The 16,371-nt window shown below is 74.5% G+C and carries 14 protein-coding genes and 1 pseudogene; 5 read left to right on the top strand and 10 right to left on the bottom strand.

Features of this window, described 5'->3' with window-relative positions; translation table 11 throughout:
- The first annotated feature begins 41 nt into the window (after window positions 1–41).
- Window positions 42–2,495, top strand: a complete 2,454-nt coding sequence (locus B085_RS0132115; protein WP_037732902.1) for a SpoIIE family protein phosphatase — start codon at window positions 42–44, stop codon at window positions 2,493–2,495.
- A gap of 166 nt (window positions 2,496–2,661) precedes the next feature.
- Here B085_RS0132115 and B085_RS0132110 read toward each other — a convergent pair whose 3' ends face one another.
- Both B085_RS0132110 and B085_RS0132105 read right to left on the bottom strand, forming a co-directional pair.
- Window positions 2,662–3,294, bottom strand: coding sequence for a response regulator (locus tag B085_RS0132110; RefSeq protein ID WP_018562715.1), 633 nt, complete (start codon window positions 3,292–3,294; stop codon window positions 2,662–2,664).
- Window positions 3,294–4,583, bottom strand: coding sequence for a sensor histidine kinase (locus tag B085_RS0132105; protein WP_037732900.1), 1,290 nt, complete (start codon window positions 4,581–4,583; stop codon window positions 3,294–3,296). The genes B085_RS0132110 and B085_RS0132105 overlap by 1 nt, the downstream gene beginning before the upstream one ends.
- Window positions 4,584–4,796: 213 nt before the next feature.
- Between B085_RS0132105 and B085_RS0132100 the strand changes: the two genes are divergently transcribed.
- Window positions 4,797–5,534 carry an ABC transporter ATP-binding protein gene (locus B085_RS0132100; protein WP_018562713.1) on the top strand — a complete coding sequence of 246 codons (738 nt, stop codon included), beginning with the start codon at window positions 4,797–4,799 and terminating at the stop codon, window positions 5,532–5,534.
- Entirely contained in the window at window positions 5,528–7,981 is a 2,454-nt protein-coding gene (locus B085_RS0132095; protein WP_018562712.1) for an FtsX-like permease family protein, read from the top strand. Before B085_RS0132100 ends, B085_RS0132095 begins: the two co-directional genes overlap by 7 nt.
- Before the next feature lie 101 nt (window positions 7,982–8,082).
- Here the strand turns inward: B085_RS0132095 and aceE are convergent, their stop codons facing one another.
- Together aceE and B085_RS0132085 are read right to left on the bottom strand one after the other, a co-directional pair.
- A complete protein-coding gene (gene aceE / locus B085_RS0132090; protein ID WP_018562711.1) occupies window positions 8,083–10,773 on the bottom strand; it encodes a pyruvate dehydrogenase (acetyl-transferring), homodimeric type in 2,691 nt (896 codons plus the stop codon).
- Window positions 10,774–10,889: 116 nt separating this feature from the next.
- A complete protein-coding gene (locus tag B085_RS0132085) occupies window positions 10,890–11,633 on the bottom strand; it encodes an SDR family oxidoreductase (protein WP_018562710.1) in 744 nt (247 codons plus the stop codon).
- 343 nt (window positions 11,634–11,976) lie between these two features.
- Here B085_RS0132085 and B085_RS0132080 point away from each other — a divergent pair, with 343 nt between their 5' ends.
- The gene (locus tag B085_RS0132080; RefSeq protein WP_018562709.1) at window positions 11,977–12,432 is read left to right on the top strand and encodes a cupin domain-containing protein; all 456 of its coding nucleotides are present in this window, start codon (window positions 11,977–11,979) and stop codon (window positions 12,430–12,432) included.
- The gene (locus tag B085_RS44440) at window positions 12,429–13,073 is read left to right on the top strand and encodes a TetR/AcrR family transcriptional regulator (protein WP_078620168.1); all 645 of its coding nucleotides are present in this window, start codon (window positions 12,429–12,431) and stop codon (window positions 13,071–13,073) included. The genes B085_RS0132080 and B085_RS44440 overlap by 4 nt, the downstream gene beginning before the upstream one ends.
- A 39-nt stretch (window positions 13,074–13,112) precedes the next feature.
- Here the strand turns inward: B085_RS44440 and B085_RS0132070 are convergent, their stop codons facing one another.
- From B085_RS0132070 to B085_RS44430, 6 genes and pseudogenes are all read right to left on the bottom strand, one after another.
- On the bottom strand, window positions 13,113–14,069 hold the full coding sequence (locus B085_RS0132070; protein WP_018562707.1) for an alpha/beta fold hydrolase: 957 nt from the start codon (window positions 14,067–14,069) through the stop codon (window positions 13,113–13,115).
- 25 nt (window positions 14,070–14,094) lie between these two features.
- Window positions 14,095–14,331, bottom strand: coding sequence for a hypothetical protein (locus tag B085_RS44435; RefSeq protein WP_018562706.1), 237 nt, complete (start codon window positions 14,329–14,331; stop codon window positions 14,095–14,097).
- 169 nt (window positions 14,332–14,500) lie between these two features.
- Complete coding sequence (locus B085_RS0132060; RefSeq protein ID WP_018562705.1) at window positions 14,501–15,043, bottom strand: hypothetical protein; 543 nt, start codon at window positions 15,041–15,043, stop codon at window positions 14,501–14,503.
- A 103-nt stretch (window positions 15,044–15,146) separates the two neighbouring features.
- Window positions 15,147–15,485, bottom strand: coding sequence for an ArsR/SmtB family transcription factor (locus B085_RS0132055; protein WP_018562704.1), 339 nt, complete (start codon window positions 15,483–15,485; stop codon window positions 15,147–15,149).
- A 117-nt stretch (window positions 15,486–15,602) separates the two neighbouring features.
- On the bottom strand, window positions 15,603–16,040 hold the full coding sequence (locus tag B085_RS0132050) for a hypothetical protein (protein ID WP_018562703.1): 438 nt from the start codon (window positions 16,038–16,040) through the stop codon (window positions 15,603–15,605).
- 109 nt (window positions 16,041–16,149) lie between these two features.
- Window positions 16,150–16,371: pseudogene (locus tag B085_RS44430) on the bottom strand (ABC transporter ATP-binding protein); the annotation flags it as partial.

The following is a 16,371-nucleotide window of genomic DNA, read 5'->3' as shown; positions in this document are numbered from 1 at the left end:
ATTACGCCCGCCTGCTCGGCTGGCCTGAGGACAAGACTTCGATGACCTGCACAGATGTGGTGACGCTTGGCAATCGCGTGAACGCGCCCGGCATATCCGACTCGGCGTTCGCGATCTTCGACGAGCGGGGGACGGTGGTGGCCTGGACCACGGCCGCCGAGCGTCTGGTCGGCTACGCCGCCGGTGACGTGGTCGGCCTGTCCGCCGCACGCGTGCTGCCGTCCTTCGGGGACGCTCCGTCGATGTGGGATTTCACCCGGCAGCGCGTCGCCGAGGACGGCTGGCCGGGCACGGCCTCGGTGACCCACCGCGACGGGCGCATCATCGACGTCAGCCTGCGGATCACGATGCTGCGGGGCCTGAACGGGGCGACGCGCTGGCTCGCGACCCTGACCGACACCGGTGCCCTCACCGGGGACGCGACGAGCGGATCCGTGTGGGGGCCGCTCCTCGCCCGCGCGCCCATCGGGGTCGTCATCCGCGACCCGCAACTGCGCTGCGTCTTCGCCAACGACGTGATGGAGGAGCACGACGGCATCCCGGCCGCCCGGCGACTCGGACGACGGTTCGTCGACGTGCTGGCCGGCCCCAAGGCCGGCGCACTCGAAACGGTGATGCGCCAGGTGCTCGAGAGCGGCACCACCAAGGTGCACGAGTACCGGACGTGGCTGCCGGTGAGCAAGGGCCGGGAGCATCCGTTCGCGGCGTCGTTCCACTGCCTCCAGGGCGCCGACGGCGAATCGCTCGGGGTCTGCGTCATCAGCGCCGACGTCGTCGAGAGCCGGCTGGCCCGCGAGCGCCTCGCCGCCGTCGGCGAGGCCAGCGCGCGCCTCGGCAGCACCCTGGACGTGATGCAGACCAGCCAGGAACTGGCCGACCTCGCCGTGCCGCTGCTCGCCGACTACGTGGCCGTGGACCTGGAGCAGTCCGTGCCGTTCAGCGAGGGGCCTCCGGCGCGCATCGACCCGGCGGGCGGGCGCCTGCCCGTGCTGCGGCGAGCCGGTCTGGCCTCGATCCACCCGGGGGCGCCGGAATCCGTCTGGGTGCGCGGCGAGCCGGTCAGCGTGCCGCCCCGCTCGCCCTTCGCGTCCGTGCTGAGTACGGGCAGATCCCACCTGGAGCCGATCCTGGACACCGCTCCGGGGATCTGGTTCGACCATGACCCGGCCCTGGCCGCGCGGATCCGCACGAACGGCGTCCACTCGCTGATGGTCGTCCCGATCCGTGCCCGGCGCGCGCTGCTGGGCGTCGTCCTGTTCATCCGCACCGCCGACCCGGAGCCGTTCCAGGAGGTCGACCTCCTGCTGGCCGAGGAACTCGTCGGGCGCGCCGCGGTGGCGCTGGACAACGCACGCCAGTACGCACGGGAGCACACCGCGGCCCTCACCTTGCAACGCAACCTGCTCCCACGCCGGCTGAAGGGCGGCACGGCCGTCGAGGCGGCCTCGCGCTACCTGCCGGCCGACATGGACCACGGCGTCGGCGGGGACTGGTTCGACGTCATCCCGCTGTCCGGCGCCCGCGTCGCCCTCGTCGTCGGCGACGTGGTCGGGCACGGTCTCCACGCGGCGGCCACGATGGGCACCCTCCGCGCCGCCGTCCGCACACTGGCCGACATGGAACTGCCCCCCGCCGAACTCCTGCACCGGCTCGACGACACGGTCCAGCGACTCGTCGAGGAGGACACCGACCCCGCGGACCAGACTCCCGCCGTCGTCGGCGCCACCTGCCTGTACGCCGTCTACGACCCGGCCACCCGCGTGTGCGTCATGGCCCGCGCCGGGCATCCGCCGCCCGCGATCGTCGACCGCGAGGGCCGGGTCACCTTCCCCGACCTTCCCACCGGGGCGCCCCTGGGCATCGGCCTCGGCGACCCCTTCGAGGCGGTGGAGCTGGAACTGCCCGAGGGAAGCCTGGTCGCCCTCTACACCGACGGCCTGATCGAGAGCCGCGACGGTGACATCGAGGAAGGGATGCACCGCCTGGGTACCGCACTCGCGGAACCGGACCGCTCCCTGGAGGAACTCTGCACCCTCGCCACGGCGAGCCTCCCGGCCCAGGCACCCTCGGACGACGTCACCCTGCTCCTGGTCAGGACGCTGTCGCTCGGCGCGGCCCAGGTCGCCTCCTGGACCCTGCCCTGCGACGAGGGCGCCGTCCGCCACGCCCGGCGCCTGGCCGCCGCCCAGCTCACCGCCTGGGGCCTGGACGGGATCGAGCACTCCGCGAAACTGCTCGTCAGCGAGCTGGTCACCAACGCCGTCCGTCACGGCGCCGGCCCGATCGGCCTGCGCCTGATCCGGCATCAGGCCCTGACCTGCGAAGTGTCCGACACCGACGTCTGCGTTCCGCGCCTGCGCAGTGCGCGCGCCACGGACGAGAACGGCCGCGGCCTCTTCCTGGTCGGCCAGCTCTCCCGGCGGTGGGGATCACGCTCTGCGGACGGCGGCAAGGTCGTCTGGGCCGAACTGGACCTGGCCTCCGCACGCGCGTAGCGACGGCACCGCTTCATCCCGGCCCCGTCGTACGCTGAACCCCGCGCACGAGGGAGAGGAGCCCGAGATGGTGCGCCGGCAGGACGCCGCGAAGACGGCCTGACCACCCCTGCGGCGCCTCCCGCGGGTCCCGCACCGGTACACCCGGCGCACGCCGGGGGAGCGATCAGGCCCGCAGATAGGCGAGGACGGCCAGGACGCGGCGGTGGGTCTCCTCGGCCGGAGGCAGGTCGAGCTTGGTGAGGATGCTGCCGATGTGCTTGCCCACGGCCGCCTCGGAGACGACCAGCGCACGGGCGATCGCGGCGTTCGACCGCCCCTCGGCGACCAGTGCCAGCACCTCCCGCTCGCGCGGCGTGAGGCGCTCCAGCGGATCGCGGCGGCGGCGCAGCAACTGCCGTACGACCTCGGGGTCGACGACCGTGCCGCCGGCCGCGACCTCGCCCAGCGCCTCGACGAACTCCTCGACCTGCCCGACCCGGTCCTTCAGCAGGTACCCGAGGCCCTTTCCGTCGCCGGAGTCCAGCAGTTCGCCCGCGTAGGAGCGCTGCACGTACTGGCTGAGGACGAGGACGGGCAGGGCGGGCCGCTCCCGCCGCAGCCGCACCGCCGCCCGCAGGCCCTCGTCCTGGAAGCCCGGAGGCATGCGGACGTCCGTCACCACCACGTCGGGGGAGTGCTCACCGACGGCCGCGACCAGCGCGTCGGCGTCGCCCACGGCGGCCACGACCCGGTGCCCGCAGCGCTCCAGCAGCCCCGTCAGGCCGTCCCGCAGCAGCACGCTGTCCTCGGCCAGCACTACGCGGAGCGCTCGGTCCACTCGCAAGGGATCTCCACACGCAGCAGGGTCGGTCCGCCCGGGGGACTGGACAGGGAGAGTCTGCCATCCAGCACGGACACCCGGTCGGCGAGCCCGGTCAGTCCGCTGCCCGCGCCGGGTACGGCGCCGCCGCGGCCGTCGTCGCGGACCTGGAGGACGAGCCGCCCGTCCCGGTGCCCGCCGCTGACCCGCGCGCGGTCGGCGGCGCTGTGCCGGGCGACATTGGCGAGGGCCTCGCGGACCACGAAGTACGCGGCGGCCTCGACCGCCCGGGGCAGCCGCCCGGGCAGTTCCAGGTCCACGTCGACGGGGACGGCCGAGCGGTCGGCGGCGTCGGCGACGGCCGCCCCCAGGCCGAAGTCGGTCAGGACCCGGGGGTGGACGCCGTTGATGAGCTCGCGCAGTTCCTCCAGGGCCCTGCCCGCCTCCTCGTGGGCCTCGGCGAGCCGGTCGGCCAGCGGACCGGGTGGCGCGTCCAGCCGGGCCATGCCCAGGGCCATCGACAGTGCGACCAGGCGTTGCTGCGCCCCGTCGTGCAGGTCGCGCTCGATCCTGCGCCGCTCCGCCTCGAAGGCGTCCACCAGGCGTACGCGGGAGCGGGTCAGTTCGACGATCCGGGCGCCCAGGTCGCGGTCGCGCGGGGCGACGAGGAGCCGGGCGAGGCCGGCCCGGGCGCCCGCGGCGACGCCCAGCGCATAGGCGCCGATTGCGAGCAGCAGCAGCCCCAGGACGGCAGTGCCGCACGCGGCCGGCCAGGTGGTGACCGTCCACTGCTTGAGCACCTTCGCCTCGTGCCCCTGCCCGACGGTGGCCATGAGCACCGGGGCGGCGACCAGGGAGAGCGGCGCCACCAGCCCGACGGTGACGACGAGGGCGTCCACCGGCCACAGCACACCCGCGAACAGCAGGGCGTGACCCAGCTCCCGCCAGGTCGCCCGCTCCCGCAGCCGGGTCGTCAGCCACGGCCACAACCCTCCCGCGGCGGGAGGCACATGGGGCCCCGGCGCGGGATCGCGGTCGACCAGGCGCAACCGGGCCCGCTCCAGCACGGCCACGGGAAGGCCGGCGAGCGCGGTGAGGACGAGCAGCGGCAGCCCCACCAGGAGGACGGCGAGGGCGGCCCCGGCGGCTGCCGCGGTCACGATCCCCACGAGGGTGACGGCGCCCGCGACCACCCCGGTCAGCAGGTACGCCAGCGAGCGCCACGGCCACGCGGACAGCAGGAAGCCCGGTCCGGACATCGCCTGCCACACATTCCTGGGATGCATGCGGATCACCGTAGGTCCCGGGCGCCGGCCCGGACCATCCGCCCAGGGGGAGGACCGGGGGTATGGCTGGCCCCACCCCGGTTCTCGCCCCTGCCGCACTGCGCCGGGGCCTTCCCGGGCGGTTTCGTGGAGCCGTCCGGGAGACACCGCCTCCCGGAGCACCCCGCCCCGCCGGGCGCGGGGGAGAACCGGCAACCGACCCAGTGGGGACCGATGAACGACGACGCCATCCGATTGCGCTCCGTCAGCAGGCGGCACGGCTGCGGCGACAGTGCCGTGACGGCCCTGGACGAGGTCACCCTCGGCTTCCCCAAGGGCTCCTTCACCGCCGTCATGGGGCCCTCCGGCTCGGGCAAGTCCACCCTCCTGCAGTGCGCCGCGGGCCTGGACCGGCCCACCTCGGGGTCGGTCCTGCTCGGCGACACCGACCTGACCGCGCTCGGCGAGACCCGGCTGACACTGCTGCGCCGCGAGCGCATCGGCTTCGTCTTCCAGGCGTTCAACCTGCTGCCGTCGCTGACCGCCGCGCAGAATGCCGCGCTGCCCCTGCGGCTGGCCGGCCGCAGGCCCTCGCGGGCCCGGGTGCGCGAAGTGCTCGAGCAGGTCGGCCTCGGCGACCGCTCCGGGCACCGGCCGTCGGAGCTGTCCGGCGGGCAGCAGCAACGCGTCGCCCTGGCCCGCGCCCTGATCACCCGTCCCGAGGTGCTGTTCGGCGACGAACCGACCGGCGCCCTGGACTCGCGGGCCGGCCGCGAGGTGCTGACCCTGCTGCGGCGGATGGCCGACGGCGAGGGCCGGACCGTCGTGATGGTCACCCACGACCCGGTGGCCGCCTCCTACGCCGACCGTGTCGTGTTCCTCGTCGACGGCCGCGTCCACGGCGAGTTGGCCGCCGCGGGCGCCGACGCCATCGCCGCGCGCATGACCGGGCTGGAGGCCGTTCCGTGCTGAGTGTCGCCCTGCACACCCTGCGCACCCGCCGGGTCACCTTCGCCGGCAGTTTCGTGGCGCTGACGCTGGGGGTCGCGCTGCTCGCCGTGATGGGCCTGGTCCTCGCCTCCTCCCAGGACGCGCCCGAGCGCCGCCCCGAGCGGTTCGCCGCCGCGCCTGTCGTCGTCCGCGGCCAGGACACCCTGCGGGTGCCCACGCCGAGAGGCGAGCGGACGCGGCCGCTCGCGCAGCCGCGCGCCGTGCCCGCCGCGACCCTGGGCGCACTGCGGCGGCTCGGCACGGTCGTCGAGGACCGGTCCTTCCCCGTACGGGCCGGGGACGGCCCCGGCGACCTCGTCGGACACCCCTGGTCCACCGCCGCCTTCGCCCCGTACGGGCTCAGCGCCGGACGCGCGCCCCGCGCCGCCGACGAGGTCGTCGTGACCGGCGGCTGGGCCGTACCGGGGCAGCGCGTGCGCACCGACCGGGGCACCGTCCGCGTCGTCGGCACCGTGCCCGACCTCGGGTTCGAGCACGCCGTGTTCTACACCGACGCCCGCGCCGCCCGGCTGTGCCCCCGCAGCGTGCAGTCGGTGGTCGACGCGGACGCCGCCGCGGTGCGGGACGCCGTCAGCGGCAGCGGCGCCCGGGTCCTCACCGGGAACGACCGCCGCTACGCCGACGCCGACCCCGGCCGGGACGACGAGGCGGTGACCGCGCTGAACGCCCTGTTCGGCACCGCGGGCGGCGTCACCGCCTTCGTGTCGGTGTTCGTCGTGGCGTCCACGTTCGCCTTCGCGGTCGCCCAGCGCCGCCGCGAGTTCGGGCTGCTGCGCACCGCGGGAGCCACCCCGGGCCAGCTCAGCCGGATGGTACTGGCGGAGTCCCTCCTGGTGGGGGTGCTCGCCTCGGCGGCGGGGTGCGCGCTCGGCGGGTACGCCGCGCCGTGGCTGGCCGCGACCGTGGTCGACGGCGGGCTCGCACCCGTCTGGTTCACCGTCGGCGACCACACCTGGCCCTACCACGCGGCCTTCTGGACGGGTCTGCTCGTCGCCCTCGCCGGAGCGGCCGCGGCCTCCTGGCGCGCCGGCCGCACCGGCCCCGCACAGGCGCTGCGCGAGGCCTCCGTGGACACGGGGGCGATGACCTGGGGCCGTCGGCTCGTCGGCGCCGGGCTGCTGCTGACCGCCGTCGTCACCCTCTGCGTCACGCTCGCCGGCGACCCCGGCGACCTGCTGCACCGCAAGACGTACGTGAGCCGGCCGATGCTGCTGATCACCGCGACCGCGCTGCTCACCCCCGTTCTGCTGCGCCCGCCGACCCGGCTGCTCGCCCGGGTCCTCGGCCGGCTGCCGGGCGCGGCCGGCATGCTCGTGGGCGAGAACGCCGCCGCCGGCGTGCGCCGTACCGCCGCGGTCGCGGCGCCGGTGCTGGTGACCGTCGCCCTCACCGGCTCGCTCCTCGGCGCCCCCGCAACCCTCGACCGGGCCGAGGCCCAGGAGGCCCGCGAGCGCACCGCCGCAACCTTCGTGGTCACCGCGCCGGGCGGCACGGGCTTCGGCGCGCGGACCCTGGAACGCCTGCGCGGCATCCCCGGGACCGAGGTGTCGCCGACCGCGGCGAGCGAGGTGTTCGCGCTGGAGGACGGCCCGGCACTGATCAGGTCCGAGGCGCGCGCCGCCGACCCCGGGGCACTCGCCGCCACCACGCGGTTGCCGCTCGTCGCGGGGAAGGTGACCGACCTCGACGACGGGTCGATCGTCGTCAACGAGGAATGGGAACGGCACTCCGTCGGACAGAGCGTCCGGGTGTGGCTCGGGAACGGTGCCGGCAGGACTCTGCGCATCGCGGCGGTCATGGCCACCGGTACGGGCGGCAACGGCGTCTACGTCACGCCCGCCAACGCCCCGCACGCCCCCGTCGACCGGGTGGACGTCGCCCTGACGGACGGCGCCGACGCCGGCGCGGTGAACGCCGCGCTGCGCGAGGCGGTTCAGCCGGACGGCGGCCGGGTGCAGACCCGGGACGAGTGGCTCGCCGCCCTGCGGCCGTCGAACGACCGCACGACCCGGCTGGGCTTCCTGGTCGTCCTCGGCATCGCCCTGCTCTACACGGCCGTCTCCCTGGTCAACACCATGGTGATGGCCACCTCCGACCGGGCCCGCGAGCTGGCGGTCTTGCGGCTGGCCGGGGCCACGCGGCGCCAGGTACTGCGGCTGGTGGCCGCCGAGTCCCTGGTGGTGGTCGCGATCGGCGCCTTCCTGGGCCTGGCCGTCGCCGTGCTCAACCTCGCCGCAATGGGGTGCGCGCTGGCCCTGCTGTCGGTGAGCGTTCCGGTCGAAGTGCCGTGGGCGGCCGCCGGCGCGGCCACCGCGGCGTGCGCGGTGTTCGGGGTCGCCGCGTCGGCCGTCCCGGCGTGGTCGGCCCTGCGCGGCGGTGCGGCGGCGCTCGCGGGGCTGCGGGAGTGACCCCCGCGCCGGGCCGTCACCCGGCGCGGGGGCGGGCCCTCGGCGACCCTCACGCCGAGGGCCCGCGGGGCACGGAGGCACCCGTGCCCCCGGTGGGCGCGTCAGGCCTGCCGGCCGTATCGGCCGCGGGCCCGCTCCACCGTCTGCGGGGTGACCGCTCCGGTGCGCGCCAACCGGTCCAGTGCGGCCACCACGATCGACCCGGCGTCGACCCGGAAGTAGTGGCGCGCGGCCTCCCGGGTGTCCGACAGGCCGAAGCCGTCCGTGCCGAGGGACGAGTAGTCCTGCTCGACCCACTGGCTGATCTGGTCGGGCACCTGCCGCATCCAGTCGCTGACCGCCAGGACGGGCCCGGCCGCTCCCGACAGCGCCGACGTCACGTACGGGACGCGCTCCTCGCCGTCCAGGCGCTGCCGGTCGGCGTCGAGCGCGTCGCGGCGCAGTTCCGTCCAGGAGGTCACCGACCAGACGTCCGCCCGCACCCCCCACTCGGACGCGAGGAGCTCCTGGGCCTCCAGCGCCCAGTGGATCGCGGTGCCGGAGGCCAGCAGCTGGATCCGCGGCCCGGCGCCGGTGTCCGCCTGCCGGAAGCGGTAGACGCCCCGCAGGATCCCCTCCTCGACGGACGGCCCCTCGGGCATGGCCGGCTGCCGCTTCGACTCGTTGTAGACCGTCAGGTAGTAGAAGACGTCCTCGGGCCGGTCGCCGTACATGCGGCGCAGCCCCTCCCTGACGATCACCGCGATCTCGAAGGCGAACGCCGGGTCGTAGCAGACGGCCGCCGGGTTGGTGGACGCGATCAGGTGCGAGTGGCCGTCGGCGTGCTGCAGGCCCTCGCCCGTCATCGTCGTACGGCCCGCGGTCGCGCCGACCACGAAGCCGCGACCCAACTGGTCGGCCAGGGCCCAGAACTGGTCGCCCGTGCGCTGGAACCCGAACATGGCGTAGAAGATGTAGAACGGGATCATGGGCTCGCCGTGCGTGGCGTACGAGGTCGCGGCGGCCGTGAACTCCGCCAGCGACCCGGCCTCGGTGATGCCCTCGTCGATCAGCTGCCCGTTCTCGGCCTCGCGGTAGTGCAGCAACTGGCCGGCGTCGACCGGCTCGTAGGTCTGGCCGTCGGGGGAGTAGATCCCGGCGCTCGGGAAGAGCGACTCCATGCCGAACGTGCGCGCCTCGTCGGGGACGATCGGCACCCAGCGCCGCCCCGTGTCCGGGTCGCGCATCAGGTCCTTGACCAGCCGCACGAGTGCCATGGTGGTGGCCACCTCCTGCTTGCCGAAGCCCTTCCGCAGCGACTCGAAGGGCGCCTGCGGCGGCTGCTTCAGCGGATGGGCGAGCACCCTCCGCGCCGGAGCGGGGCCACCGAGCGCGGCCCGCCGCTCGCGCAGGTAGCGGACCTCCTCGGAGTCCTCGCCGGGGTGCCAGAACGGCACCTGGTCGCCGCTGAGCGCGCTGTCCGGGATGGGCAGCTCCAAGGTGTCGCGCATCCGGCGGAACTGCTCCATCGTCAGCTTCTTCATCTGGTGGTTGGCGTTGCGCGACTCGAAGTCCGCCCCCAGGGTGTGCCCCTTGACGGTCTGGGCGAGGACGACCGTCGGCGCGCCCCTGTGTTCCACGGCGGCGCGGTAGGCGGCGTACACCTTCAGGGGTTCGTGGCCGCCCCGCGACTCGGTGAACAGCTCGGTGATCCGGCTGTCGGTCAGTCCCGCCGCGATGCGGGACAGCGCGTCGCCGGTGAAGAAGTGCTCGCGTACGTACGCCGCGTCCCGCGCCGCGTACGTCTGCATCTGGGCGTCGGGCACCTGGCCGAGCCGCCGCACCAGCGCCCCGTCGGAGTCCTGCGCCAGCACCGGGTCCCAGGCCTCGCCCCACAGCGACTTCACCACGTTCCAGCCCGCGCCGCGGAACCGGCCCTCGAGTTCCCGCACGATGCTGGAGTTCGAGCGCACCGGTCCGTCGAGCCGCTGCAGGTTGCAGTTGACGACGAAGGTCAGGTTGTCGAGGCCCTCACGCGCGGCGAGCGCCAGCGCGGCCAGCGACTCGGGCTCGTCCACCTCGCCGTCCCCGAGGAACGCCCACACCCGGGACCCGGAGGTGTCCTTGATGCCCCGGGCGTGGAGGTAGCGGTTGAACCTGGCCTGGTAGACGGCCGCGAGAGGACCCAGGCCCATGGAGACCGTGGGGAACTCCCACAGCCACGGCAGGCGCCGCGGGTGCGGATAGGACGGCAGACCGCGGCCGCCGGCCTCGCGGCGGTAGGCGTCCAGCTGCCCCTCGTGCAGCCGGCCCTCCAGGAACGCCCGGGCGTAGATGCCGGGCGACGCGTGCCCCTGCACGTACAGCTGGTCGCCGGAACCTCCTCCGGGACCCTCCTTGCCCTGGAAGAAGTGGTTGAAGCCGACCTCGTAGAGCCAGGCCGCCGACGCGTACGTCACTATGTGTCCCCCGAGGCCCAGGTGGGAGCCGCGGGTGACCATCGCCGCCGCGTTCCACCGGTTCAGCGCGGTGATCCGGGCCTCCATGGCGAGGTCGCCGGGAAAGTCCGGCTGGGCGGCGGCGGGGACGGTGTTGACGGGTTCCGTGGAGAGCAGCCCCGGGAGCGGCACGCCGGATGCCGAGGCGTACTCGTGGACGCGCCGCAGCAGGTACGCGGCGCGCTCGGGCCCGGCGTGCCGGATGACGGCGTCGAGCGACTCCCGCCACTCCGCGGTCTCCTCGGCGTCAGGGTCGGGCAGCCGGTCGAACCCGCCGGCCGGGTGGGAGTGCGTGGACTGCGCCGGATCGCTCATGGGAGCCTTCCTGTCGGGGTGTGGGGCGGGGAGGGCGGCGGCGGCCGCGGAGGGGGACTCGCGGAGGGTGGTCGCCGCGTGGGCAACGGTGCGCCGCGCAAGCGGTGCCGAGGTCCTCACCGTCGCGCGAGCCACTCGCGGAACGCCGTGGGGGCGCCATGGGCGTGCGCCGCCGGGAGCAAAGACCGGCGCTGCAGCTCGGCGCCGAAGAACCAGGCGTGCTCGTCGGCGACGACCTGCCGCGCGTCGCCCCTGGCGGCCAGCAGCTCGGCGGTCAGCTCGTCGAGCCCGAACTCCTCCGGCCCGGCGACCTCCAGGGTGCCGAACAGCGGGACCCCCACCGCCACGTGCGCGACCGCCGCGGCGACGTCGTCCGCCGCCGCGGGCCGCACGAGGGCGGGCGCCACGCGCACCTCGCCGTCCTGGTGCGCGTTCTGACGGGCCATGGCCTCGACGCACTCGAAGGACAGGGTGGCACGGACGATCGAGTGGGGGACGGGGGAGCGCCGCACCTGTTCCTCCAGCAGCAGCTTCGCGCGGAACCATCCCGACAGCAGCCGCTCGGCCCCCACGAAGGAGAGGACGACGTGGTGCTCGGCGCCCGCCCTCTCGGCGGCGGCCACCAGAGCGGTCGTGGAGGTGCGGAAGAACTGCAGGCTCAGCGGCTCCGTGGGCGAGGGCGCGTCGGTGACGTCGACCACGATGTCGGCGCCGCGCAGAGCCCGGGCCAGGTCCCGCTCCGTGGCCGCGTCGGAGTGGTCGCGGTGGGACAGGGGGACGACCTCCACCCCGTGGTCCCGCAGCCTGACGACCGTCCGGGAGCCGACCAGGCCGGTGGCCCCTGCGACAACGACTCTCATCCGGGTCCCTTTCGTCCGCGGGGCCGGCGACCCCTGTGGTGTCCGCGTGACGGCGCAGCCGGCCGCTCCACCTGCTGTGACCGCGGCGGGGCCGTGGTTGTGACAGCACCGGGGGCCGTTCCGCGGCGGCGCGGACGGTGGGGGTGGGGAAGGCGGGGACGAGGCGGGAACGAGGCGGACGTCACGCAAGCGCGCGCTGTCCGGTCGTATGAAGGAGCGGCGACCTCCGCCCGCAGAGGACGAGAGCGGACACCGCCCGCCGATGTCGGTACATCGGGACTGTGGGAGGCCGGAATATCATCATTTCCTCCCAATTCAGGCATAACCATGGAGGTGCAGCACAATGCCGGACAACGGGACACAGGGCAGCGGCGGCAGCGAAGAGCCCCGGTCGGAGGTCTGGAAGACAGCGGTGACGATGCTGCAGGAGGCCAAGCCGCCGTTCCTCCCCGAGGGCGCCTCGGGGATGACCATCGCCGTCGAGTGGCCCCCCGGCGACCCCGGGACCCCGCCGCACCGCCACTCGGGGCCGGCCTTCGGGTACGTGCTCGAGGGCGCGGTCCGCTTCGAGCTCGAGGGCGAGCCGGAGCGCATCGTCAGGGCCGGTGAGACGTTCTGGGAGCCGGGCGGGGACGTGATCCACTACCAGGACGGCAACGCACTGCAGGACGCGCGGACGCGGTTCGTCGTGACCATGCTGTGCGCGCCCGGCCAGCCGATGCTCACCCTCGTCGAGGACGAGGAACTGGCCCGGCGCGCCCACCTGCGCGCCCCTCGCCCACCGCGGACCGGAGCATGACCCCTCCCGTGCCGGACGGCGGAACACGGCAGGAGTGCGATGTGCGCTGCGGCGGACTGCGGGCCGACGCGGTGCGCAACCGCCGCAGGATCCGTACCGCCGCCGCCGACCTGCTCGCCGAACAGGGCGCGAGCGTGTCCCTGGACCGGATAGCCCGCCTGGCCGGGGTCAGCAACGCGACGCTCTACCGCCACTACGGAAGCCGTGAGGAACTGCTGACCGACGTCGCCGAGGAGGTCGCGGCCGTCGCCGCCGCTGCCGAGGCCCGGCTGTCCACGTGCGACCCCCTGGTCGCGCTGCGGGGCTTCCTGGAGTCCCTGGCGACCGCGCGGCCGGCCGCGCTGTACTGCCTGCCCGAAGGGGGCGCCGACGGGCCGGCGGCGGGCTCCGGGCCCCGGGCCCGTGTGGCCGCCGCGGCGCGGCGGCTGCTGTCGCGCGCCCAGCGGGCGGGGCGGGTGCGCGAGGACGCGACCGCCGAGGACCTCCTCGCCGTCGTGTCGCAGCTGGGCCGCCCGCTCCCCGGAACCACCTGGCGGGCCACCGACGAGAAATGCCCGCGCCTCGTCCGGCAGTACCTGGAGGGCCTGGTCCTCCCCGTTCCCCGGGTGTCGCACGAGCCGTACCACCTGCCCCGGCGCTGAGCCGGGCGCGGAGGACGTCGGCGCCCTCCGCGCCCCCGGTCAGTGTCCCGGTCCGCGCGGAACGGCGTGTTCCAGCAAGAAGCCGGCCACCGTGTGCGTGAACTCCGCGGGGCGCTCGACGTGCGCCAGGTGGCCCGTCCCGTCGAGGACGGCGAGCCGCGCGCCGGGGATCCGCTCGTGGAGCATCCGTGCCCACCGCGGCCCGCAGATGAAGTCCTCGGCGCCGACCAGCACCAGCGTGGGCGCCGTGACGCCGGACAGTCGCTCCCGGACGTCGAAGGCCGGCTCCTCGCCGAGCGAGGGTTCCGCGTACATGCGCAGGGAGCCGCGCGCGGGCCCGAACTCGCCCTCGCGCCCCCAGTAGTCGACGACGTACGCCGGCATGGTCGTGCGGAGGCACTCGGTGGCGCCGTCGTCGTCGAGCCGGCCGAGCGGGGCCGTCAGGGCCTCCACGTAGCGGGCCACCTCGGGGTGGTCCGCGACATGGCGGCGGGCGAACCGCTCCATGTTGGCCACGGCGTCGGCCCAGAACTCCTCGCCGGTCACCGGGGACGTGTCGTAGAGGACGAGCGAGGCGAGGTGCTCCGGGTGCTCCAGCGCGTACTGCTGGGCGACGAAACCGCCGTACGAATGGCCGAGCAGCGTCACCGGCGGCTGTGCGAGGTGCTCGATCACACCGTTCAGGAAGTGCGTGTACGTCGGCAGGGTGTACTCGCGCGGGTCGGGCAGGCGCCCGGACTCACCGGTGCCGACGGGCTCGACGTACACCATCGTGAAGGCACGCTCCAGGAGCGGCATACGCAGGTACTCCCAGCCGATGCCGGGCCCGCCGGAGAGGGCGACGCACACCGGGCCCCCGGCGCCGGCGACGTGGTACCGCTGCGCGACGGCGGTGCCCCTGTGGTCGACGGTGATCGTGTGCGTACCCGGGGCGAGCGGCCCGGCGGCGCTGTCGGCGGCGCTGGGGAGGACGGCGGGCGCGGCGGATGAATTCACACTTTCCACATGTTGTGTCACAGTGTCAGTCTATCGAGGGAGAGGCCGCGCCCTTCACCCCGTCGATCCCTCCCGGGCCCGGGTCCGGGAGCGCGAGGCCGGGCAGCCGGCGCAGGGACTCGTGCACGGCGTCCAGCCGCGCGTCCACGCCGGAGATCTCCTCGCGCAGCCGGCGCACGTGCGCATCCAGGGAGGCGGCCTCCGAGGCCAGTGACATGACGATCGCCCGCACGTCGGGGGCGTCATCGGTGTTCGGGAGCATCGTCGCCCTCCAGGCGGATCGGCCGGTCGAGAGGAGAGCGGCCGGAGGCGGGGGCAGGGGAACCCCGTTCCTCCGGTCGCTCTCCCGGCGCGGAGCGCCATGCACACTCTCGACAGGCCAGCCGTCCGGAACGTGACAACGACGCGCGGGGGCCTTGCGCCCCCGGCCGTCAGACGGCGGCCCGGTACAGGCCCCGACCGGCCCGTTGCACCCTGGACGCGCCCACCAGACGGTCGAGTGTGCTGCGCACCGCGTTGATGCTGCCGGCGTTCTCGTCGCGGCCGAGGGCGGCCGCGACCTCGCGCGCCCGGACCTCCGATCCGCCCGTGGTGGCCAGGTACTCCAGGATCTGCTCGGTGAGCCTGCCGTAGCCGCCCACCGCGGAAGCGGCGGCCTGCGCCCCGACAGCTTCTTCGCCGCCGTCCTCGTCCGGGTGTCCGGTGTCGTCGGCCGCGCCGTCCTCCACGAGGGGAGACTGCCGCTCCTCGGTCCGGACGTCCTCGCCGTCGATGCCCGCGGCAGCAACGGCGGGACCCGTGACCGCGAGGTGACTGAGGGCGCCGAGCGCCCTGCGCACCGATCCCAGATGGGCGACGACCGCCGCCAACTCCCGTTCGAGTGCCTGCTTCTGCGACTCGAGGCGCTGCAGTTCTCCCCGCAGGGCTCCGGCCGTGACCTGGAGATCCTCGGTCGTGTGCGCTGCTGAGACCATGTGTCCTCTCATTCCCGGCCCCTGGGGGCCAACGTCCGCGCACACAGATTAGTACGGCGAACACACGGGGTGACCACACTGAACACCGACGGCGCTGCCCGCCTTACGACTCGTCCGCGGTGACCTCGCCGACGTCCTCGGCGTCGGCCGCCGCGAGCAGGGCGCGCGTCAGGTCGGGGAACCGCTCGTCCAGCTCGGCACGGCGCAGCGTGACGTAGCAACGCGTCCCCTCCTGGCGGGTCCGGGTGATGCCGGCCTCGCGCAGGATCTTCAGATGGTGGCTCAACGTGGACTTCGCGACCGGCGCCCGCAGCTGGCCCCACCCGCGCTCCCTGCCGTCGGCCAGGACGCGCACGATCCCGATCCGCGTCGGATCGCTCAACGCGGCGAGGACGCGGGGCAGGCTCATCTCGCTCGCCTCGTGGGAATGCTGGTCGGCCATACGGTCACGATAACCCGAATGTTCGAACAATGTGGAACCCCGGATCGTCGCGACCGCTGATCACCGGGAGGGCGTGATCGTCACGCCGGCCGGGACGGCGCCCGGGACGACGCGGTCTCAGGACCGGCGCGCCCGGTAGAGTCCGCGGCCCGCGCGGTCGACGCGCGACGTCCCCACGAGGCGGTCCAGTGTGCTCCGGACGGCGTTGATGCTGCCGCTGTCGCCGTCACGGCCGAGGGCCGCGGCGACGTCGCGGGCACGTACCTCGGTGTCACCGGACCGCTCGAAGAAGTCCATGATTTGCTCGGTGAGCCTCCCGTACGGACTCCCGGTGTCCGCCGGGGCCGCTGTGACGTCCGCGGGGACGGCGGACGCGGGCGGGCGGATGACGGCTTGGAGCGCGCCGAGGGCCCGCTGCACCGAGCCGAGGTGCGCCATGACCGCGGCGAGCTCCCGCTCCAGGGCCTGCCGCTGGGCCTCCAGGCGGACCAGGTCGTCCTGCAGGCTCTCCGCGGTGTGCTCGACGCTCCGCGCCTTCCGGGTCACCGAAGCCATGCGATCCCTCACCTCCGCGCTTTCCGTGATCACACGGATCGGCACCGTTCACAACCCAATTTACGCGCCGAAAGGCGGAATGTCCCCACTCTCCGGAGGAAACCGGGTGTCAGTCGGTGGTGAGGATGTGGCCGTCTCGGAGTTCGAGGACGCGGTCGGCGAGGGCGAGGAGTTGGGGGTCGTGGGTGGCGACGAGGGCGGTGACGCCTTCGCTGTGGACGACGGCGCGCAGGAGTTCCATGACGGCGCGGCCGGTGTCGGCGTCGAGTTGGCCGGTGGGTTCGTCGGCGATGATCAGGGCGGGCCGGTTGGCCAGGGCGCGGGCGATGGC

Source organism: Streptomyces sp. BoleA5 (genome assembly GCF_000373665.1).
Taxonomy (GTDB): Bacteria; Actinomycetota; Actinomycetes; order Streptomycetales; family Streptomycetaceae; genus Actinacidiphila.
Note: the sequence above shows the minus strand (reverse complement) of the source record. Positions and strands in the feature narration are given on the sequence as shown.